The 22,944-nt window shown below is 51.8% G+C and carries 17 protein-coding genes; 9 read left to right on the top strand and 8 right to left on the bottom strand.

Going from position 1 to position 22,944, the window contains the following annotated elements:
• The first annotated feature begins 82 nt into the window (after positions 1 to 82).
• Positions 83 to 523, top strand: coding sequence for a ferric iron uptake transcriptional regulator (gene fur, locus ACZYUB_RS08930; RefSeq protein ID WP_463947223.1), 441 nt, complete (start codon positions 83 to 85; stop codon positions 521 to 523).
• 95 nt (positions 524 to 618) lie between these two features.
• Here fur and glnS read toward each other — a convergent pair whose 3' ends face one another.
• Both glnS and nagE read right to left on the bottom strand, forming a co-directional pair.
• Positions 619 to 2,280, bottom strand: coding sequence for a glutamine--tRNA ligase (gene glnS, locus ACZYUB_RS08925; protein WP_463947221.1), 1,662 nt, complete (start codon positions 2,278 to 2,280; stop codon positions 619 to 621).
• 439 nt (positions 2,281 to 2,719) lie between these two features.
• On the bottom strand, positions 2,720 to 4,225 hold the full coding sequence (nagE, locus tag ACZYUB_RS08920; protein WP_463947219.1) for an N-acetylglucosamine-specific PTS transporter subunit IIBC: 1,506 nt from the start codon (positions 4,223 to 4,225) through the stop codon (positions 2,720 to 2,722).
• A gap of 466 nt (positions 4,226 to 4,691) precedes the next feature.
• Here nagE and nagB point away from each other — a divergent pair, with 466 nt between their 5' ends.
• The 5 genes from nagB (at position 4,692) to ACZYUB_RS08895 (ending at position 9,354) form a co-directional block, all read left to right on the top strand.
• Positions 4,692 to 5,489 (top strand): glucosamine-6-phosphate deaminase, encoded by a 798-nt coding sequence (gene nagB, locus ACZYUB_RS08915; RefSeq protein WP_463947218.1) that lies wholly within the window; start codon positions 4,692 to 4,694, stop codon positions 5,487 to 5,489.
• Between the two features lie 10 nt (positions 5,490 to 5,499).
• Positions 5,500 to 6,648, top strand: a complete 1,149-nt coding sequence (nagA, locus tag ACZYUB_RS08910) for an N-acetylglucosamine-6-phosphate deacetylase (protein WP_463947217.1) — start codon at positions 5,500 to 5,502, stop codon at positions 6,646 to 6,648.
• A complete protein-coding gene (locus ACZYUB_RS08905; RefSeq protein ID WP_463947215.1) occupies positions 6,649 to 7,869 on the top strand; it encodes an ROK family protein in 1,221 nt (406 codons plus the stop codon).
• Between the two features lie 265 nt (positions 7,870 to 8,134).
• Entirely contained in the window at positions 8,135 to 8,473 is a 339-nt protein-coding gene (locus ACZYUB_RS08900; protein ID WP_463947214.1) for a MaoP family protein, read from the top strand.
• Positions 8,473 to 9,354 (top strand): LysR family transcriptional regulator, encoded by an 882-nt coding sequence (locus ACZYUB_RS08895; protein ID WP_463947213.1) that lies wholly within the window; start codon positions 8,473 to 8,475, stop codon positions 9,352 to 9,354. Before ACZYUB_RS08900 ends, ACZYUB_RS08895 begins: the two co-directional genes overlap by 1 nt.
• A gap of 17 nt (positions 9,355 to 9,371) precedes the next feature.
• Here the strand turns inward: ACZYUB_RS08895 and yfcE are convergent, their stop codons facing one another.
• From yfcE to malQ, 5 genes are all read right to left on the bottom strand, one after another.
• Positions 9,372 to 9,920: a phosphodiesterase gene (gene yfcE / locus ACZYUB_RS08890; RefSeq protein WP_463947211.1), complete on the bottom strand. Its 549-nt coding sequence runs from the start codon at positions 9,918 to 9,920 to the stop codon at positions 9,372 to 9,374.
• Positions 9,921 to 10,072: 152 nt separating this feature from the next.
• Positions 10,073 to 10,468, bottom strand: coding sequence for a peptide-methionine (R)-S-oxide reductase MsrB (gene msrB, locus ACZYUB_RS08885; protein WP_463947209.1), 396 nt, complete (start codon positions 10,466 to 10,468; stop codon positions 10,073 to 10,075).
• 57 nt (positions 10,469 to 10,525) lie between these two features.
• Positions 10,526 to 12,619, bottom strand: a complete 2,094-nt coding sequence (gene glgX, locus ACZYUB_RS08880) for a glycogen debranching protein GlgX (protein ID WP_463947208.1) — start codon at positions 12,617 to 12,619, stop codon at positions 10,526 to 10,528.
• 4 nt (positions 12,620 to 12,623) lie between these two features.
• Complete coding sequence (gene glgB / locus ACZYUB_RS08875) at positions 12,624 to 14,807, bottom strand: 1,4-alpha-glucan branching protein GlgB (protein ID WP_463947207.1); 2,184 nt, start codon at positions 14,805 to 14,807, stop codon at positions 12,624 to 12,626.
• A gap of 83 nt (positions 14,808 to 14,890) precedes the next feature.
• The gene (malQ, locus tag ACZYUB_RS08870; protein WP_463947205.1) at positions 14,891 to 17,083 is read right to left on the bottom strand and encodes a 4-alpha-glucanotransferase; all 2,193 of its coding nucleotides are present in this window, start codon (positions 17,081 to 17,083) and stop codon (positions 14,891 to 14,893) included.
• Between the two features lie 442 nt (positions 17,084 to 17,525).
• Between malQ and gap the strand changes: the two genes are divergently transcribed.
• On the top strand, positions 17,526 to 18,527 hold the full coding sequence (gene gap, locus ACZYUB_RS08865; RefSeq protein ID WP_463947203.1) for a type I glyceraldehyde-3-phosphate dehydrogenase: 1,002 nt from the start codon (positions 17,526 to 17,528) through the stop codon (positions 18,525 to 18,527).
• A gap of 69 nt (positions 18,528 to 18,596) precedes the next feature.
• Entirely contained in the window at positions 18,597 to 19,487 is an 891-nt protein-coding gene (locus ACZYUB_RS08860) for a D-hexose-6-phosphate mutarotase (protein WP_463947201.1), read from the top strand.
• Between the two features lie 54 nt (positions 19,488 to 19,541).
• Here ACZYUB_RS08860 and nadA read toward each other — a convergent pair whose 3' ends face one another.
• Positions 19,542 to 20,603, bottom strand: coding sequence for a quinolinate synthase NadA (nadA, locus tag ACZYUB_RS08855; RefSeq protein WP_463947200.1), 1,062 nt, complete (start codon positions 20,601 to 20,603; stop codon positions 19,542 to 19,544).
• A 144-nt stretch (positions 20,604 to 20,747) separates the two neighbouring features.
• Between nadA and ACZYUB_RS08850 the strand changes: the two genes are divergently transcribed.
• On the top strand, positions 20,748 to 22,880 hold the full coding sequence (locus tag ACZYUB_RS08850) for a methyl-accepting chemotaxis protein (protein ID WP_463947198.1): 2,133 nt from the start codon (positions 20,748 to 20,750) through the stop codon (positions 22,878 to 22,880).
• Positions 22,881 to 22,944 lie beyond the last annotated feature (64 nt).

Below are 22,944 nucleotides of genomic sequence, written 5' to 3'. Positions count from 1 at the left end.
TCCATTTCATAGTGAGTGGACCCTATAATGCAACTTCCTGATGCCAGCTTGCGGCCCTTGCCGCCTCAGAAGACAGAGTGCCATGACCTCAAATAATCAGCAGCTTAAAGATGCCGGACTGAAGATCACCTCCCCCCGCATCAAGATCCTCGAGTACCTGCAAACGCCGGAATGCCAACACATCAGTGCCGAGGAGCTCTATAAAAAACTGCTGGATCAAGGCGAAGAGATTGGCCTTGCTACCGTCTATCGGGTATTGAACCAGTTTGATGATGCCGGGATTGTCACTCGCCATCACTTTGAAGGTGGCAAGTCAGTCTTCGAACTGGCCCACCAGGAACATCATGATCACCTGGTCTGCCTGGATTGTGGCCGCGTGATCGAGTTTCATGACGATGTGATTGAACAGCGGCAAAATGAGGTCGCACAAAAATACGGTCTCGAGCTAACCCATCACAGCCTGTATCTGTATGGTCACTGCAATCATCCTGATTGTGTCGCCAAGCGCAGCAAGAACAAATAAGCATCAGCAGAACAACCAACATTCGGGGTTCTGACGCTGATGAAACAAAAAACCGCCATCTCTGGCGGTTTTTTGTTTCTAGCCACAGCCTGTTATTAGCCCTGCCAAGTATCACGCAGTGCAACCGTCAGGTTGAACACGAGCGACTCTGGCGAGGATAACTTGCTATCCGCACAGAAATAGCCTTCCCGCTCGAACTGATAAGCCTGTTCGGGGGCTGCCTGTTGCAGACTTGGTTCGACACGAGCCCCGTCAATCACCGTCAAGGAGGCAGGATTGATAGTGGTCAGGAAATCCTCCGCCGCACCCGGGTTTGCCACGGCAAACAGACGATCATACAACCGGACTTGAGCGGGCAGCGAATGCTCAGCACTGACCCAGTGGATCACGCCTTTAACCTTGCGACCATCCGCCGGATCGGTACCCAGCGTCTCCGGATCGTAGCTGCAGTAGATGGTCGTGATCTTGCCATCCACATCTTTTTCGACCCGCTCAGCCTTGATTACATAGGCATGACGTAACCGCACTTCCTTACCCAGCACCAAACGCTTGAACTGCTTATTCGCTTCCTCGCGAAAATCTGCTTCATCAATCAGAATTTCACGGGCAAACGGCAAATCATGAGTTCCCAGTTCCGGCTTGTTCGGATGATTGGGCGAACTGAGGATCTCGACCTTATCCTGCGGATAGTTTTCGATCACCACGCGCACCGGCCGTAACACTGCCATAGCCCGAGGTGCGTTCTCGTTCAAGTCTTCACGGATGCAAGACTCCAGAGCGCTCATCTCGACCGTATTATCCTGCTTGGTGACACCAATGCGACGACAGAACTCGCGGATCGCCTCGGGGGTGTAGCCACGGCGACGCAAACCGGAGACGGTGGGCATCCGCGGATCATCCCAACCCTCGACAATGTTCTCGGTCACCAGCAAGTTCAGCTTACGCTTGGACATAATGCTGTATTCGAGGTTCAGACGGCTGAACTCATATTGGCGCGGATGACAGTCGATGCTGATGTTGTCGAGAACCCAGTCATACAAGCGGCGGTTATCCTGGAACTCCAGAGTGCAGATGGAGTGGGTAATTCCCTCCAGCGCGTCCGAAATGCAATGGGTGAAGTCATACATCGGGTAGATGCACCACTTATTGCCTGTCTGATGATGCTCGGCGAACTTGACGCGGTAAATCACCGGATCCCGCATCACGATAAACGAAGAGGCCATGTCAATCTTGGCCCGCAAACAAGCCTCGCCTTCCTTGAAGCCACCGGCACGCATTTTCTCGAACAACGCCAGATTCTCTGCAACCGAGCGGTCACGGAATGGACTGTTCTTGCCTGGCGCCGTGAGTGTGCCCCGATATTCGCGGATCTGCTCGGCCGTCAGCTCATCCACATAAGCCAGCCCCTTTTCGATCAGCTCGATGGCATAACCATACAACTTATCGAAATAGTCCGAAGAGTAACGAACCGCTCCGTTCCACTGGAACCCTAACCACTGCACATCGCGCTGAATAGACTCGACGTACTCCACTTCTTCTTTAGCTGGGTTGGTATCATCAAATCGCAGATTACAGGTTCCCTGATAATCCTGGGCGATACCAAAATTCAGACAGATGGATTTAGCATGGCCGATATGGAGATACCCATTCGGTTCGGGCGGGAAACGGGTCGCAATACTGCTGTGTTTCCCACTCGCCAGATCCTCATCGATAATCTGACGAATAAAATTGCTGGGGCGATGTTCCGCCTGAGTCATTCACTTCACCTCAAGAGATAATAGCTGCAACTGCGCGATAACCGCTTATGATCCATGAATCTCCACCCTGGCTCAAGGGATTTATCTGTTGTCTCCGTCCACTGTCAGACGAAATAAATCCGTCCAAGACGAGAAAAAAAGAGGTTCATCGCGACACTCTGGACAAAGTGGCGCTTATTTCGGAATCCCCGGACAGCCCGACGCCACGGTACGGATAGAACAACGGTTATGCTCACATCGGAGTATCGGGCCGGAGAAAACGGTCGCGCAGATGACGAACGAGATCATCGCCAAGAAAAACGGTTGGAGTCACTGTATTTGGGTGCGCCAACACAGTGAACTATCCAACCGTTCTTACAGGCTACTAATCCATATACCTGAGCCGCGGGTTATACCTGGTCCGCGTGATTCCGGAGCGCAGGGTTTCCAGACAAGAGAATTAGCTCGGTAATACCACAGTACGCAAGTCGGTATCTGCCGGGATCTTCTTCATTTCACCGGCGATAATCTCCGCCAGCGGACCGAGTACGACTTGCAGATTATTCTCTCCAAGTTTCACGACGCCCGAAGCACCCAGAGCTCTAAGCACTCGCTCGCTGACAACCGAGCGATCCCTGAGCGTCAACCGCAAGCGGGTAATACAAGCATCGATACTCAGCAGATTGTCATATCCTCCCAACGCTTTGAGATATTGTTTGGCCAATTCACTACGGTTGGTAGCAACCACACCCTGAATAGCAGAGCTTGAATCAACGGTGTCATCCTCTTCCCGACCTGGTGTTTTCAGGTTGAAGCGACTGATGACCATGCGGAAGACGAAGTAGTAGATAAAGAAGAATGCAATCCCTTGCAGCAGCAACATGTACCACTGGACCGCTAACGGATTGCGCGAGGAGAGCACCATGTCAACCAGACCGGCACTGAAGCCAAACCCGGCAATCCAGTGCATGGATGCGGCGATAAATACCGAGATACCGGTAAGCAGCGCATGCAGCACGTAGAGCAGTGGCGCCACAAACATGAACGCAAACTCCAGCGGCTCGGTCACCCCGGTAAAGAAGGCGGAAAAGGCGGCGGCAATCATGATCGAAGCCACCTTTTCCTTATTTTTGGTCTTGGCGGTTTGGTAAATCGCCAGCGCTGCGCCCGGTAAGCCGAACATCATGATGGGGAAGAAACCCGCCTGATACATACCAGTGATACCGACCACAGCCTTGCCTTCGGCCAGGGATTTAGCGCCGCCCAGAAAGTTAGGAATGTCATTGATACCGGCCACGTCAAACCAAAACACAGAATTCAGCGCATGGTGCAGACCAATCGGTATCAGCATGCGGTTGAAGAACGCATAAATGCCTGCGCCCGTTGCCCCCATGCCCTGAATTTGCTCACCAAAACTGACCAATCCATCATAGATCACCGGCCAGACATACATCAGCACGAAGGCCAGCGGGATCATGGCAAAGGACGTCAGGATCGGGATCAGACGACGGCCGCTGAAGAAAGCCAGAGCCTTATGCAATTCGACACTACTGAAACGATTGTAAAGCTCGGCGGCAATAATACCGGTCAGAATACCGACAAACTGGTTCTGAATTTTATTAAACGCCGCTGGTACATCGGCCGGCACCAATCCGAGAATTTGCGCAACCGCACCGGGAGAACAGAGGGTGGTCAGCACCAGAAAGCCGACAAACCCCGCTAACGCAGCGGCACCATCCTTATCTTTGGACATGCCATAAGCCACCCCCACCGCAAACAACACCGACATATTATCGATGATGGCGCTACCCGATTTGATAAAGAACGCCGCTAATGCACTGTTGCCACCCCAGGCTACCGGATCAATCCAGTAACCCACCCCCATCAGAATGGCTGCCGCAGGCAGTGTTGCGACAGGCACCATCAAGGCACGGCCGACTTTTTGTAGATAACCGAGAATATTCACATCCTTCTCCTATAACTGACCAAGTGACCCTGGCGGATAAGCAAAAACAGGTCGCCGATCCACTTCATTCACCACTGACTAAAACTGCTGGAACTCGTAACACGACGGCAACTGCTCCCGGTACACCTCGGATAAAGGATGTTCCCTCGCCGGCACCGCAGTCACCGGCATCCATGACAGACGACGAAGCCGCCGTGCAGTGACCATCGTAGAAATAAACTAACTAAAACAAACAATTACACATCAAATTTGATATTCACCCCAGGATCGTCAAACCAAATTGAAGATATCAGGGGATGGGATCAGTCTAGAACAGTTATTTCGCGACAATAACAAACCATGATTAAAATCGTGACAAAAATCACCATGAAATGCGAAAAAGACATAAATTAATAGCCACAAATCAGATCTTGGTTTACATTGTGAATTAAGATACTGCAACATACAACGCCACGAGGAATCACTGATGCGCCTGATCCCACTCAAAGAAACTGCTCATGTTGGTTACTGGTCTGCTCGCTACATTGTTGATCGCATCACTCAATTTGCGCCGACTCCAGAGCGGCCGTTTGTACTGGGCCTGCCCACGGGCAGCACTCCTCTGAATACCTACCGGCGTTTGATTGAGCTCTATCAGCAAGGTGAGGTTAGTTTCGCGAATGTGGTGACATTCAACATGGATGAATACGTCGGCCTACCGGAAAACCATCCGCAGAGCTATCACAGCTTCATGTTCGAAAATTTCTTCGACCACATCGATATTCGCCGTGAAAATATCAATCTGTTGGATGGCAATGCCCTGGACTTGATAGCGGAATGTCAGCGTTACGAAGATAAAATCAAATCCTATGGCCGCATTCATCTCTTCATGGGCGGAGTTGGTAACGATGGCCACATCGCCTTCAATGAGCCGGCATCCTCCTTAAGCTCCCGAACGCGGATCAAGACGCTGACCGAAGATACCCGTATCGCTAACGCCCGGTTTTTTGATGATGTCAGCCAGGTGCCACGCCTGGCGCTCACGGTAGGGGTCGGAACCCTGCTGGATGCTGAAGAGATCCTGATCCTGGTCACCGGACACGCCAAGGCACAAGCACTGCAAGCAGCCGTCGAGGGTAGCGTCAACCATATGTGGACCATTTCCGCCCTGCAGCTGCATCCCCGTGGCATCATAGTGTGCGACGAGCCCAGCACCATGGAGCTCAAGGTCAAGACAGTGCGTTACTTCCAGGAGTTGGAAGCCGAAAACATTAAGCGGATTTGAGGGTGAGCAGATGTTTGTATTGCGTAATGGGCTAGTCCATTCCGAAACCGGGTTACTCCAAGGGCATGGGGTATTAATCGACCAGGGCCGCATCGCGGCTATTCGCCCGCTCTCTGCCTTCAGCCCAGACCTGCCTGCTTATGATCTGCAAGGCCAGCACCTCAGCGCCGGTTTTATCGACCTCCAGCTCAATGGCTGCGGCGGCGTCATGTTCAATGCAGCACAGACACAGGAAACTTTGGCAGTGATGCAGGAAGCGAACTTGAAGTCTGGCACCACCAGCTTCTTGCCGACGCTGATCACCAGCCCGGATACGGATATGCGCTGCGCCATTGAGGCGACTCGCGATTACATGCAGGCACACCCCAATCAGGTGCTAGGTCTCCACCTTGAAGGGCCATATACCAATCCGATCCGCAAAGGCATTCATCCTGCCGCCCAGATCCGCCATCCCACCGAGGAGATGATCGAGTATCTCTGCCAGAACGCGCCCTGGATTGCCAAGATCACGTTAGCTCCGGAGCAAAATGATTTGAACCACATTCGGCGACTCAGCGAGGCCGGAATACTGGTTGCGATCGGCCACAGTGCAGCCAACTACGAGCAGGCAATCGCCGGATTCAACGCCGGGATCCGTTTTGCCACCCATTTGTATAACGCCATGACCCCTACCCTGAATGGCCGGGAGCCCGGTATTGTGGGGGCTATCTACGATCGGCAAGATATCTACGCCGGGATCATTGTGGATGGTCACCATGTCCATCCGGCAAACGTCCGTCTGGCGCATCGTATCCTCGGCGAACGTCTTTGTCTGGTCACCGATGCAACCGCCCCGGCCGGGGCGCCGGCCGACTTTGATCATTTTGATTTTTGTGGCACCACGGTCTTCTACCGTCATGGGCAATGCGTGGACAAGAATGGTACACTCGGCGGCTCGGCGCTTACCATGATCGAAGGGGTTCAAAACCTGGTACTACAGGTCGGGATCCCGCTCGAAGAGGCCTTGCGCATGGCCAGCCTCTATCCAGCCCGCGCCATCGGCCGAGCAAACGATCTGGGTAGCATTGCCCAAGGGAAAGTTGCCAATCTGGTCATCTTCGATGATGCATTCAACGTCACGGCAACTCTGGTCCACGGAACCTACCAAGAACACCGATAAATGACAGACGGACAAATAGCGAACATCGAACTGGTCAAACAGGTTAATGCGGCAGCGGTTTATCGCATTATCGACCTGCAAGGGCCCATATCCCGAGTCAAGGTGGCCGAGATCAGCCAGTTAGCTCCTGCCAGTGTGACCAAAATTACCCGGCAACTGCTGGAGCACGATTTGATCCGTGAGGAGGCGCTGCAAGAGTCTACGGGCGGACGTCGGGCCATCTCCTTGATGACAGTACGGGATCGCTTCCAGTTCGTATCCTGTCGGTTGGGACGCCGCACCCTGTACTTGGCACTTTGCGATCTGGCGGGCCGCGAACTGGTCCAGATGCGACGCGAACTCGTGGGTCAATCAACCATTGACGAGGTGCTGACCACGCTGATCGCAACAATTGACGAGCTGATTAGCAATAACCCACGCAAGATCCGCAAACTGATCGGCTTGGCCGTGACCTTGCCTGGACTGGTCAATCCGGAGTCAGGCGAGGTGCTGTATATGCCCACGCTGACGTTGAATAAAGTGCCCCTTGCACAGCTATTGGAAACTCACTTTGCACTCCCCTGCTATGTGGGAAATGACACCCGCTCCCTGGCGCTGGCGGAGCATTTTTTTGGCGCCTCGCAAGACACTCAAGATGCCATACTCATCACCATCCACAACGGGGTGGGCTCTGGCATCATCAGCAAAGGGCGGGTCCTGTTAGGGCAAAATCGCAACGTCGGCGAAATAGGCCATATCCAAGTCGAACGATTTGGCCGCCGCTGTCACTGCGGTAACTTTGGTTGCCTGGAGACCATAGTCTCCAATGCAGCCATCGTGGAGCGCAGCCAGGAATTGCTGGCTCGCGGTCATGCATCCTCGCTGTCATCTGCTTCTACCTCATTGACCATCGAGCAGATCTGCCGGGCTGCCAATGCGGGAGATGCCCTGGCATGCCAAATCATTCAGGAAACGGGAGAATATTTGGGGCGAACCATTGCTATCATGGTGAATCTGTTTAATCCCGAGAAGATCCTGTTGGCTGGCGAGGTGGTCGAAGCGGACAAAATCTTGTTCCCCGCCATCCGACGGTGTGTGGAACAGCAGTCTCTCCCCAGCTTTCATCAAAACCTGCCCATCGAACGTGCCTATTTTCAGGGACAGCACACCATGGGGGGCGTTGCCTTGATCAAACGAGCCTTGCTCGAGGGCGACCTCTTACAACGCATCATGGAAATGTGACAAACCACGAGAATAAATAAACCGGAACTTCCGGTTTTTTTAACACCGCTTGCAAGCCGTTTTTGGTAAAAATCCTGATTTGTATGTTTTTTCAGCTATTTAAGCCAGTTTATTCGTCATTGTGTGAAACTTTTGCAGCTTGAACAGTGCAGAATGACGAACGATAAATATAATTTATCATCACATGAAAAAACTCGATTTTTAACTCTTTCCATGGCTGAACATACTTCCCCGCGATAGGACAACAACAATAGCAATGACTACCATGAGCTTTGTATCTGATAAGCGTTTTAACGACTTCCAACATTTCCCACGCGGCCTGCGCCGTAGCGGGCAGTTCACTGTTGCCGAAGCCGATACTCTGGAACAGTGTGGCCAAGCCATGCTCGAACTCTACCAAGGCAAGCGCGAGCCCGCCGATGAGGTAGAAAAAACTTTCATTGAGCGAGTCCAGGCCGGAGATGCCACAGGCAGCCCTCATGCCAAGGTATGGTTCAAGTATCTGAAAGTGATAGGCCCGCGTCGGGTGCATCGCCTCTGCACATCAGGTGGCAATGCAACGGATGATGCCAGCTTCGAGCCCGTCGAAGAGTCTCTGGATTAATGGATACGGATCTGCTGCGTACCTTTATCGAGGTCAGTAAAAGCCGACATTTTGGTCGCGCAGCAGAAACCCTATATTTGACGCAATCAGCCGTCAGTTTTCGCATCCGTCAGTTGGAGCAACAACTGGGGGTGACCCTCTTTGCTCGCCATCGTAACAATATCCAGCTCACCAGTGCCGGAGAGCGCCTGTATCCCTATGCCGAAGCCATATTGCAAACCCTGGGACGCGCCAAGCAGGAAATGGGGCAGCAAGGTGATGTACAACGTCAACTCGCAGTAGGTGCACCGTTATTCTGCTGGGAAATGGGGTTGCAAGAATGGCTCGATCCCTGGTTTGAGCAGGCATCGCAACCGCTATTAAGGTATGAAATTGGCAACCGCGAGCAACTCTGTCGCCAGTTGCTGGAAAGAACCCTCGATGTAGCCATCTTGGGAGAACCAAGCAAAATTGATGAGGTCTCAGTCCGTCCTCTGGCCGAATACCATCTCAGTCTAGTGAGTCGGCAAGCAGGCTTGGCCCTGTCGCAAACACAGCAACAGCCGCTGATGATGATTGAAACCCATGCCCATTTTACACACACCAATTTCCCCGCCGAACTGCAGGGTCGTGTACCCACCTTGCTGACGCCTTCCCTGCGACAAGCAGAGCAACATCTGAAGCAACACGGTGGCATTGCTTACTTGCCTCATCCGGCGGTCGCTCCGGCGTTGAAACAGGGTCTTTTGCACATGGTGGATGGCGCTCCACACCTACCCCGCACTCTCTACTTGGCTTATCGCTCCAGCGCGACGCAGCAAGAGTCGTTATCAGGTTTGCTCAATAGCAATTGGCGTATTGGCCAAAAATCAAGCCGCCCTACCCCAAGCACCCCACGCTAAGCACGATACAACTCCGATTACGACCAGGAACGCTCGGCGAGAAGAGATCCGCTCGCCACATCCCGAATTGAGAAACAACCATTCTGATAGAGCCCGAAGCTGGCCGGCCCCTGTCTGGGCATGGCAATAGATCCTGGATTCATCGCGAGCAGACCGGGAGCAGGCTCCGAGAACCCCGCCATGTGAGTATGCCCGGAAAGCAGGACATCCCCGGAGCCTAGCGCCAGTTGCTCAATCGAATACAGATGGCCATGAGTCATGCAACAGCGTCGACGCCCCAGCAACAAAAAGTTGCAGGGAGACAAACAGGGAAAGGCCAATAACATTTGATCGACTTCGCTATCGCAGTTACCTCGCACCGCAAGGATCCGGGTACGTAGTTGATTCAAGGACTCGGCGACTGCGGCCGGAGAATAGCCCTGAGGCACCGGATTACGCGGACCATGGTTCAGGATATCGCCCAGTAGCAGGTAGTAATCCGGTGCATAGGGTTGTAGCTGGCGAAGCGTCTGTTCCAGAGCAGGTAAACAACCATGAATATCGGAAAGGATGGCTAGAGTTGTCACATCAATACCTGAGCATTATGCCAAATGAGGAAAGCCAGCTTACCTCAATGTCACTGCAGGTGACGAGGCAGTAGTCCATAACAGACTCTTGAGCCCCCGCCCTTTTCACACCAGCAAAGCATCAACAGTCGCGCGATAGCGATAGTCAAACACTACTCGTGAGCATCGTTCGCGGAAAAAGTCAGACAAACACTATTCACGCAGTAGCGCCGTTTGGTCGGCGTTGGTCCATCCTCGAAAACATGCCCTAGATGGGCACCACACTGCTGGCAGAGGATCTCGGTGCGAACCATTCCGTGAGACTTATCTTTTTCATAACGTACCGCACCGGCTATGGCAGTATCAAAACTCGGCCAACCACAACCAGAATCAAATTTTGAAGAGGAGGAAAATAGGGTGTTGTTACAACACACACAATGATATTCCCCAGTCTTGCGATTATGCAGCAAGGCGCCGGAGAAGGGGCGCTCTGTGCCTTTTTCCCAGCAAACCCGATACTGCTCCTCGGTCAGTTGTTCTCGCCAAGAATCGAGGGTGGGTATTTCCATCTTGTTAGCCTTGTTACCAATTTGTAACAGAAAGCATACCTGATCTTGTCGTGCCTCTCACCCCTTAACCACAGAAACTGCACTCGCATCACAAATCCTCTGCCGCAACAGTTTGACAGAGTGAGCACGTCCAACCGCTATCTGACGGCGAACATCATCGGGTAGCAGGAAACCATCGACAGCTGCCGTGTCGATCACCTGCTCCCATTCCATGGAATCGGCCGCGGCCGGTAAACGAAAATGGATGTCGTAGCCGCTGGCATTAAACAGAGCTAACCAACGCTCACCCGTGCCTTTGAGATCGCCAATATCCATCACAAACACCTGCGACACCGGCGCATTCCAATCGGCATCCGATAATAAGTGCCCATCCGGGTGATACCAGGCCACCTGGTGCAAAGCCCCATGCGACCCCAAATAATGATCATCGATCAACCGCAATCCCGAAAAGACGGCAGAATTGCGTCGTAACTGGATCATCTGTTTAACGAACTCCAGCAGGCGTTCGTCCTCTTCTCGCAGTTCCCAACTCTGCCAGCTGATCCGATTATCCTGACAGTAGGCGTTATTGTTGCCCATTTGGCTGCGACCAATCTCGTCCCCGGCCAACATGTGCGGCGTGCCTTGCGACAGCAACAGCGTTGCAATCAGATTACGCTTTTGCTGCTGACGCATATGACTGATCCGCAGATCCGCGGTGGGTCCTTCAATACCGTAATTGGCTGACAAATTATGCCCATGACCATCCCGGTTATCTTCGCCATTGGCCTGATTATGACGCTGGTTGTAACTGACTAAATCTTCAAGTGTGAAACCATCGTGGTAGCAGATGAAATTAACGCTAGCGTGGATCGAGCGGTAGGACTTGGGAAAGACATCCCGTGAACCGAGCAGGCGTGTCGCAAAGTCGGCCATACGTCCGGTATCACCACGCCAAAATGAACGAGCGGTATCCCGGAAACGATCATTGGTTTCCTTCCACTGACTGGGGAATTGCCCAAGCCGGTAGCCGAAGGGGCCAATATCCCAAGGTTCGGCGATCAATTTAGCCTGACTAATCACCGGATCCTGCATGATAGCCTTGAAAAAACCACCGCAGGGATCAAACTCGTTGCCTTCCCGAGCCAGAGTTACTGCCAGATCGAAGCGAAAACCATCCACCTGCATTTCTTCCAGCCAATAACGCAGGCTGTCCATGACCAGACGCAGAACGTTGGGATGATCAACGTTCACACTGTTGCCACAGCCAGCTACGTTAATGTAACGCTGATAATCAGGACCATGGCTGCCATTTTCAAAGGTGTAGTAGTTGCGGTTATCCAGTCCCTTGAAGGAGAGGATGGGACCGCCCTGACCGGATTCAGCCGTATGATTGAACACCACATCAAGAATGACCTCGATACCCGCGCGATGTAATTCCCGGACCATGGTCTTGAACTCGGTCACCGCATCGGTCACCGCATAACGAGGATCGGGGGCCATAAAGCAAACCGGGTTGTAACCCCAATAATTGACCAGATCCAAACCGATCAATCGCGGTTCACTCATGAAGCTGGCCACGGGCATCAGCTGAAGCGTCGTAATGCCGAGAGCCGTCAGATATTCGAGAACAGCAGGCTGACACAAAGCCAGATATGTTCCTCGATACGCCTCTGGAACATTCGGGTGTAACCGGGTAAACCCCTTCACATGGGTTTCATAAAGGATAGTCTGATGGTCGGCATATCCCGGCTTGCTCACGCCTTGCCAGTCGAAATCATCTGCCGTCACCACAGATTTACTCATCATCTGCTGGCTGTCGCCCTCATACAGGGTCTCATTCCAGAGTAATGGTCGATTGATGTTTTTGGTATAGGGATCAAGCAGCAGCTTTTGCTCATCAAACAGCAACCCCTGCTCCGGATGGTGAGCACCTGCGACTCGCCAGCCATATAACTGTCCTGCAACAACGCCTTCGACATAACCAAACCAGTAATGTCCTTTGCGCTCACGTAACGAAATACGCGCCGTCTCTTTTTCATCGCGATCAAACAAACACAAGGTGACGCTGGTGGCATCCGGCGCCCAAAGAGAAAAGTTGCATCCCTTACTATCGAGAGAGGCCCCTAAAGGGGCCTCTCTACCAGGCTTGAGCATGAAGCTATCGCCCATTGGATTAATCCCCAATCCGCTTGATAAAGACTGTTGCTAACGGAGGTAGATTAATCAGAATTGATTGCGCTTGTCCATGTATAGTAACCGCCTCACTTTGGAAGCTGAGACCACCCATATCGTAATCACTACCCCAGTAGTAACTACTATCGGTATTTAAGACCACCTGATAGGTTCCGGTCTCCGGCACACCCAAACGGTAACCATCAACCGGAGTCGGTGTGAAATTACCCACCACGAGAACAGAGCGATCGCCCGTTTTGTTACGGCGCAACATGGCATAGACACTGCGTTGATAATCGCTGTGATCCAGCCAAATAAAACCACCACGCTCATAATCAGCCTCATACATGGCCGGTTCGTTGCGGTAGAAATGGTTCAAGTCCCGGATCACACTCTTCTGACCACTGTGCTTATCAAATTGCAGCAACCACCACGACAGCTGAGCATCATGGTTCCACTCGCTGGATTGCGCTATTTCCGTGCCCATGAAGTTCGACTTTTTCCCAGGATGGGCATACATGAACCCCATGTATGCACGCAAATTTGCGGCTTGCTGCCACTCATCGCCTGGCATCTTATACAGCATGGAGTGCTTGCCATGTACCACTTCATCATGGGACAACGACAGGATAAAGTTTTCATCGTAGTGATAGACCATCGAGAAGGTCATCTCGCTGTGATGATACTGGCGATGAATGGGATCCTTCTTCATGTATTCCAAGGTGTCGTGCATCCACCCCATATTCCACTTGAAGCCAAATCCAAGGCCACCGGTAAAGGTGGGGCGAGACACGCCCGCAAATGCAGTCGACTCTTCAGCAATCGTCATGGCCTGCGGATAGTGCTTATACACTTCCTCATTGAACCAGCGCAACAAGCTGATCGCTTCATAGTTGTGGTTGCCGCCATGGATATTGGGCACCCACTCCCCATCTTTACGGGAATAATCCCAATACAACATGGAAGCCACAGCATCAACACGCAGGCCATCAATGTGGAAATGGTCTAACCAATACAAGGCACTGGCGACCAGGAATTGCCGTACATGGTCGCGGCCAAAATCATAGATGTAGGAATTCCAGTCCGGGTGCCAGCCGCGACGGGGATCTTCATATTCATATAAAGGAGTGCCGTCGAACCGCGCCAAGCCATGGGAATCAGAAGGGAAATGTGCAGGAACCCAGTCGAGAATGATACCTATCCCGGCTTGGTGACACTGATCGACAAAGTATTTGAAATCGTCCGCCGAACCGAAACGACTGGTAGGCGCAAACATCCCCACCGGCTGGTACCCCCAGGATCCGGAGAAAGGGTGCTCCGAAATCGGCATCAGCTCGATATGGGTGTATCCCATCTCCTGAATGTAGGGAATCAGTTCAGCCGCCATCTCGCGGTAGCTCAATGAAGAGCCGTCATCATGACGCTTCCAGGAGGCGAAATGGAGCTCGTAGATGGACATCGGTTGTTCGAGCTTGTCATTCAATTGTGACGCTAACCAATCGGCATCATGCCATTCATACTGGGCGTGATCATAAACTACCGAGGCAAAGGAAGGGTATTGCTCGGCATAAAAACCAACGGGATCCGCCTTATGAGGCAAACGATTACCCATCGGATCTTTGAGTTCATATTTATAGTGTTCACCAGCTTGCAGTCCAGGAACAAATAGCACCCAGTGACCACACAAGCTGCGTTGCATCGGATGACGGCGGCCATCCCAAAAGTTGAAATCGCCAATTAAGCTAACAGACGTCGCGCTGGGAGCATAAACAGCAAACCGGACGCCAGAGACTTTGACGCCATCGACTTCGGTTTCGATCAGTTGCGCACCGAGTGTTTTATAAAGGTTGGCGGCTTGCAGTTTCATCTCAGCAAGGCCTGCGTAGGCCTCAGCATGGAATTGATAAGGATCGACAATCGTCGTATCTGTATCTGGATATTGAACCTGCAGGGCGTAGGAAAAGTTTTTTTTCCGACGCGGGAAGCTAGCTTCGAAGAGTCCAAGCTTGTCGACACAAACCATGGCTGCGATCACCTTGTCGCTGCCCAGCTCCTTGACCTCAACAGACAGGGCGCCAGGCAACCAGGCGCGTAACAGTAAACCAGAGCCATCTGGATTAACCACTAAACCTAAATTTTCAAACGGTTTGCCACAACGGGCCCCCGTTAATTCTTTTATCAGCATGCCATCACCCTTTATAAAACGAACCCATCAGCCCGCCCATCGGATACGGGCTAATGGGTCACGTCATCTTATTGTTATAAAAATTAGCGGCCAGCTTTGTTCCGAGCCTCAGTCATCCGTTTTGCCAATTGGGCCAATGCCGGATTAGCAAAGATCTCGCTCAGGTTTTTCGTCAACTTACGACGCCAGTTCGGATATTCGGTACTGGTACCCGGAACGTTAACCGGTTTATCCATTTCCAACCAATCTTCAAGCTGGGTGCTGAACAAAGCGCAATTGCCTTGGCACATATGGATCTGCATGCCGTGGTTCAGCTCGGTACTCATCCCAGCCCAATTGACATCGCGCGGAACTGAATCTGGCAAAACACCATGGCCATGCAGACTATCCAAGATCCGTTGTTTAGCTTGATGACGATCGGCACGAAGCGAATTCAGCACCTCTTCATCAGGATAGAGCCCCAGCTCGCGACCCAGAGTCAGATCATCACAGTGCCAGTAACCACGCAGTGTCGGCATATCGTGAGTGGTCAAAGCCGCCATAGCCTGCTCTGGATAATGAGCCGGAGAGATGAAACCGCCATCGGTCTTGGAACGCTCGAAGAAGAAAATCCGGTAGGAGTGAACACCATTTTCCTTCAACAGCACATCCATGCCATCCGGAACTGTGCCCAGATCTTCGCCGATGATCAGGCACTGATTACGGACTGATTCCAGTGCCAGAATGCCCAGCAGATCGTTGACGCGGTAGTAAATGTAAGCGCCCTTGGCAGCAGAAGCTCCTGGCGGTACCCACCACAGACGCAGCAACGCCATGGCATGGTCAATTCGCAGCGATCCACAAGAACGCATATTGGAGCGGAACAGATCGATCATCGGTTGATATTTGGCCTCCAGCAGCTTGGACGGATCCATCGGTGGCAAGCCCCAGTTCTGTCCGAGCGGACCGAGAACGTCAGGCGGCGCACCCACGCTGGCTTTCGGGCAATACAGCTCGCTATTAGCCCAAATTTCTGTGGAACCTTCAGAAACACCAACCGCCAGATCGCGGTAGATACCCATCACCATGCCTGAGCTCTTGGCTTTGGCATCGGCTTGCGCCAACTGTTCATCCGCTAGGAACTGCAAATACATGTAAAAGCGGACATCGGCTTCATGCTCATCCGCCCACTTGGCTACGGCCGGTTTGTGGTATTCACGGAACTCTTCAGGCCACGCTGGCCAGCCCCAGGCATTTTGTCCCTCAGCATACAAGAAGGCCTGCAGAGCATCGTAGATGGCCTGCTGCTTGAGGCTCTCGCCACCCTCGGCAATAAACGCAGCAAATGCCTTGCCGCGATTGGTATTCTTGCCCAGCTTGGCGCCGGCGAACACCTTGCGCAGGATTTCAATCTTGGCCTGAGTTACGCCGGTATAGTCAATATTTTCCAGGTCACGGAGTGACTGCAAACGTTGTTGGAAAGCAGGCGATTCAACCTCACTCTTCACCGCATCATTTTGCTGATACTCAGGAACATTCAGCACATCGATATAAACAACGTTCAACCAACGACGTGATGACGGGCTGTATGGGCTAGCACTTTCCGGATTCGCAGGGTACAACGCATGGATCGGGTTCAAACCGACAAAATGTGCCCCCCATCGTCCCATATTTTCGACCAGAACACCGAGGTCAGTGAAATCACCAATCCCCCAGTTATTCTCGCTACGCAAGCAATATAACTGGACGCTAGGTCCCCACACCTTGCGACCATTAACAAACGGCTCCTGCTTGAAACAAGATTTGGGCGCCACAATCAAGCGCTGTGAACCCAGGACTTGGCGCGCACTCTTCTTGATGACAAGTTCGTGGTAACCAAGGGGTAAATCAGCACTAATAGCGACGTGATAAGCTTGATATTCAACATCATCGATATGAACAACAGCCACCATTTCGCCATTGACTGGCACTAAAGAGCCCTTGAGGCTATTTCCCTCTTCCGTTTTGACTTCCCAGCTCAATTCGTTATTGACCAAGTCGATCGGTAAACGCAGTTCTAAACCGATAACATCGCCACTACGAACGACCTGCACCGGATCCATGGGCTGAGTCCAATGAGCGCGATTCTCTTCGTCGAGCTGAAGCTGTAACGCCGCCTCATCGTCAACCTTGTAGCCCATAGCACCCAGCATGGCGGCCTTACTTTCCTGACTCACCAATGCCGGGTTTCCCCACGCATCCACATAATCATTGGCAATGCCTTTGGCACTCGCCAATTGTTCAATCAAAGTTGTCATATTGGTATTTTCCCGCTGTTACGCTTTTTTGATTGAGTCTCTATCCAGAACATCTTCTTTTCCAAAAAACAAGGTGGCATAAAGCAGACCGCCTGTTAGTCTGACTCGCGACTAATCCTAGCTTTACACGCGCCTCGGTGACGAATTTTCTCATATCAGCCCGCGTGCGAATGTGACCTCACAAACACTCATGAGCGGCGGTTTTGGTCGATTGGTCGCGAATCAATCACCAGTGTGCAATTTACAACCAGTTTGGACATTGATGCAGTCCACGTTGCAATGTCATCAAATTTCAATCAAATGTAATATCCGAAAGCAAGTTTCAGGCTTTTTTATGATATTGCGCAATTAAAAAGGGGTTGATGGTTGACTCCCCCCCGTGATCTTGTAAATTTATTAGCGGATTTTTTCTGTTGAACAACAAACGTTGGGTACAACTATTATGACTATCAAAGTAGGTATTAACGGTTTCGGCCGTATCGGTCGCTTCGTATTCCGTGCTTCTTTCGAGCGCGCTGATCTGGGCATCGAAGTTGTCGGTATCAATGATCTGATCGACGTTGAATACATGGCTTACATGCTGAAGTACGACTCAACTCACGGCCGTTTCAAGGGCACCGTTGAAGTTAAGGATGGCAACCTGGTCGTTAACGGTAAGACCGTTCGCGTTACCGCTGAGCGTGACCCGGCTAACCTGAAGTGGGATGCTATCGGTGTTGACGTTGTTGCCGAAGGTACCGGCCTGTTCCTGGACGATGCTACCGCTCGCAAGCACATCACTGCTGGCGCCAAGAAGGTTGTCATGACTGGCCCGTCCAAGGACGCTACCCCGATGTTCGTAATGGGTGTTAACCACACCGAATACGCTGGCCAAGACATCGTTTCTAACGCTTCTTGCACCACCAACTGCTTGGCCCCTATCGCCAAGGTTCTGAACGACACTTGGGGTATCGAGTCTGGTCTGATGACCACTGTTCACGCTACCACTGCTACCCAGAAGACCGTTGATGGTCCGTCCGCTAAGGACTGGCGTGGTGGCCGCGGCGCGGCTCAAAACATCATTCCGTCTTCTACCGGTGCAGCCAAGGCCGTTGGCGTTGTTATCCCTGAACTGAAGGGCAAGCTGACTGGTATGGCTTTCCGCGTTCCGACTCCGGACGTTTCTGTTGTTGACCTGACCGTTAACCTGAAGAAGCCGGCTACCTACGCTGAAATCTGTGAAGCTATGAAGGCTGCTTCTGAAGGCGCCATGAAGGGTGTTCTGGGCTACACCACTGATGAAGTTGTTTCCAACGACTTCGTCGGCGAAACCTGCACTTCCGTGTTCGACGCCAAGGCTGGTATCCAGCTGACCGACACCTTCGTTAAGGTTGTATCCTGGTACGACAACGAAATCGGTTACTCAAACAAGGTTCTGGAGCTGATCGCTCACATCTCCAAGTAATTTGGAGCTGTAACCCTGTTAGATGAAAGGCGGCTATGAAGCCGCCTTTTTCTTTGGAGGAGATCTGTTATGTCATCGCTGCTCAATCTTGAAACGGTACGCCAACTTACAGAAACCACGCGCTTGGCACGTAATAGTGCTGGAATCGAATTTTTGGTGGTAAATCGACCACAATCCGAAGCCATCATCAGTTTATTTGGAGCCCATCTACTCCACTTTGCCCCCCGAAATAGCACTCCTTGGTTCTGGCTAAGCTCCGAAGCTATCCTGGATGGAAGTCGCGGGATCCGGGGTGGCGTCCCCATTTGTTGGCCCTGGTTTGGCCCTTCACCTGAGCGAGTTGGATTGGGGAAGCCCCAACATGGCTTTGCTCGGACATCCCTCTGGCAACTTGATGGTATTAGTGACTCACCTGACAGCACCTTGTTGCACCTGTCACTGCAAGATTCGGAAGCAACGCGAGCGATTTGGCCTCATTCCTTTACGCTGGAATATGATCTGCTGATTGGTGATGACCTGACGCTCATGCTCACCAGCCGCAATGAAGGGGATACACCCTTGGTGTATAGCGGTGCCTTGCACAGCTATTTCACGATTTCAGCGCCTGAGAAGGTCCAGATCCATGGATTAGGCGCTAGCTATGTGGATAAGCTGGATAGCAGTCGAGAAAAAGAAGCCGGTATATTCAGCCTGGATAGAGCCATCGATCGCGTCTATACCCAACCCGGACCATCCACAGAGCTGCAGACCGGGAGCCATCATCTGGTACTGGATCATGGGAATGCGGACTCCATCGTGGTCTGGACGCCCTGGGTCGAAGGTTCGACCGCGATGAATGATGTGAATAATAACGCCTGGGCTCAGATGGTCTGCGTGGAAACGGCCATCACAGCGCCGAGTGGCATCGCCGTACAACCGGACGACGAGCACTCATTGTTTGTAAAAATTAGCTCGCGATAAGCATTACAACTGCTGAGATCAAATAGGGTGAAGGGCCGCAGGCCCTTCATATTACTAAATATTATTCTGCACTTTATGCTGTAACTCAGCGGCAAATGCCAGCATACGATCCAGTGGTACCAGAGCTTTCTGACGCATGCCTTCATCCACTAGAATTTCATGTTCCCCCGCAGACTCCTGCAATGCAGCATGAATGGCGACCAAGCCATTCATCGCCATCCACGGACAATGGGCACAACTACGGCAGGTTGCACCATCACCTCCGGTCGGAGCCTCAATCATGATTTTGTCAGGACAGGCTTGTTGCATCTTGTAAAAAATACCGCGGTCTGTCGCTACTATTAACGTCTGCTGTGGGAGTTGCTGGGCGGCTTTAATCAACTGACTTGTTGAGCCCACCGCATCCGCAATCGCAATCACAGCTTCCGGTGACTCGGGATGCACCAACACCGCAGCATCCGGGTGTTGCTGCTTGAGCTGCAATAGTGCCTTGGCCTTGAATTCATCATGCACAATACAAGCAGCTTGCCAACGGAGCATATCTGCGCCCGTTTTCTTGGCGATATAGGCCCCTAGATGACGATCGGGAGCCCAAATAATTTTTTTACCTTGGGCATCCAGATGCTCAATTAACTCAACTGCAATACTGGAGGTTACAATCCAGTCCGCTCGCGCCTTGACGGCAACCGATGTGTTGGCGTACACCACGACAGTATGGTCAGGATGAGCATCACAAAAAGCACTGAACTCATCGGCAGGACACCCGAGGTCTAACGAACATTCGGCCTTCAACGTTGGCATTAAGACCTGCTTCTCCGGGCTCAGGATCTTGGCCGTTTCTCCCATGAAACGAACGCCGGCAACAATCAATGTCTGCGCCGAATGCTGTTTGCCAAAACGCGCCATTTCGAGCGAATCACCCACAAAGCCGCCCGTCTCCTCGGCAAGAGCCTGGATCTCGGGATCCGTATAATAGTGAGCAATCAGAACCGCATTCCGCTGCTTTAACAGAGCGCGGATCTTGGTTTTATAGTCCTGCTGCTGCTCTGGCGATAATGGGACAGGCTTGGGAGGAAACGGATAATCCAAAGCAACGACACCAACCGTACTGTTCATCAAGTCACACCTAAAGCTCAGAAAGTTGATTGATTATACCGCCAAGTGCACTAGATCCCAATCTTTGCGGCCGCACCCTCGATTGCCTCTCCCCGTGCCCATTAATGACTATTCTATAACTGGGTCCTCTGCGAGATGCGCATCATGAATGAAATGTCGCTCCGAAATAAGTTACTCCTGTTTGTTACAGCTATATTGTTATCCAGCAGTATCATTACCACCTATTTCCTCTGGTCCGCGCTAGAAAATGCGAATGCAGCCATAGTCACCAAGTCGAAAAGTGCTTTGGAAAATGAAGTCCGTCATAGCTTGGCGCGACAAACCGGCTTGTATGGTGAGCGGATTGCCACGTTCATTAACCAAGCCTACCGCATCCCCGCGGTAATAAGCGGCACCATCGAACAGGCCTATAAAAAACCAAGCACGGCGCCATCGCGGGAACAATTGCAGGAGATTTTGCGCGGTATCATCGGCAAAGACACGCAGATAAGCTCAGTTTATGCGCAATTTGAAAGTGGTGGGTATTTGGATACCGATGCGGAATGGAGCAAAGGAGCTCAACATTCGGTGGTCGATAAAGGAAGTCTGGAGATTTATTTTGTCCGCAATGCAGATGGTTCGATCAGCCAGCAACCGATTGACCTAGCGACCAGTAATGCCAAATATGATGAAACCCTGAATGAATTTGGTATTCGCAATGGGGAATGGTACCTGTGTGCAAAAAACAAATTACAACCATGCCTGATGGAGCCTTACCTCTACGAGATATCCCCAGGCCATAACGAATTAATGACCAGTCTAACCTTCCCCGTACTGCGGGACGGCAAATTCACCGGTGTTGTTGGTGTCGATCTAAACTTGCCATTATTCCAGAAACAGGCCGAGGAGTTATCCAAAACGCTTTACGCCGGAACCGCATCGGTACTACTGCTCAGCAGTAAGAAACTCATCGTCAGCAGCAGTCAGCACAAGGATAAATTGGGCAGACCGCTGAATGAGTTAGCCGGAGATGAGGCAGAAAACTGGAATCGACTACTAACAAGTGATACGCCGACACTGGTTAACAACCACTTTATCTGGGCTCGCTACCCAATCGACATTTCCATGGCAGGCCAGACATGGACCTTGCTGCTATCGGTTCCCCAAGAGCAAGCGACCGCTCAAGCCAACCTGATAGCCAGGGAGCTGCACGAATTGATGAAAGATGTCGAGGTGAAACAAATCATCATTGGCATGGCAATCACCTTGGTTGCAATCATATTGCTGGTGATATTGCTCAGCTCAATCGCAAAACCGCTACGCCTTATTACGACTCATGTTGCAGATTTGACCTCTGCAGAGGGCGATTTGACACAAAAAATAGGCGTAAAGAGCCATGCAGAACTGATTACTCTCGCCCGTCATCTCAATCTTTTTATATCCAAGCTCCGCGATATCATTGTCGAACTGAAAAAAGTTGGTCATGAGGTGAGTGCCGAGTCCGTTCGTGTAGGCACCATCGCAGATGAGATCCAGGACAGTGTCTCCTTGCAACACCGCGAAATTGATAGCGTGGTGACAGCGATGCACGAAATGAGTACCACCGCATCGGATGTTGCTCGTTATGCCGCAGAGGCCGCAACTGAAGCGGAACATGCAACCAAACAAACCGAACACGCTCAGCAGACACTCTCCCGAACTAAACAGGAAATTGAATTGCTGGCCGCCGAGATGGGCACGGCAAATAAGGCAATCAGCCAGGTGGCTACCAGCAGTGCCAATATCAGCGGCATTTTGGATGTCATTCGCGCCATCTCAGAACAAACCAATTTGTTAGCCTTGAATGCGGCCATAGAAGCGGCCCGAGCAGGAGATATGGGGCGTGGATTTGCCGTCGTAGCCGACGAGGTAAGGGCCTTGGCATCAAAGACCAGAGTATCGACCGATGAAATCGGTACGCTCATCAGTACCTTGCAAAATGAAGTCGCGAATACGCTGGGGATCATTAATTCTGGAGTCGATCGAGCACATACTACTGTACGTAGCTCAGATGAGGCATATACCAGCTTGTTGCACGTCGTGCAGCAGATCCAGGCTATGTATGACCATATTACCCAGGTAGCAACGGCAGCCGAGGAGCAAAGCTCTGTCAGTGAAGAGATCAATATGAATTTGACCCGGATTGGTGATGCCGCAGGGGTACTCACCCAACAGGCGGACCGAGCCAACCAGGGTAGTTCGAGCTTGAAACAACAAGTTCGTCATCTGGAAGATCAACTGGGCAAGCTCCGCACTTAATTGAATAAAACGTGCATAAAAAAATCCCGCCTTGACGCGGGATTTTTAATTTGGTGGGTCGTGC

The organism is Pseudaeromonas sp. HNCC25DJ182, from assembly GCF_055413365.1.
Note: the sequence above shows the minus strand (reverse complement) of the source record. Positions and strands in the feature narration are given on the sequence as shown.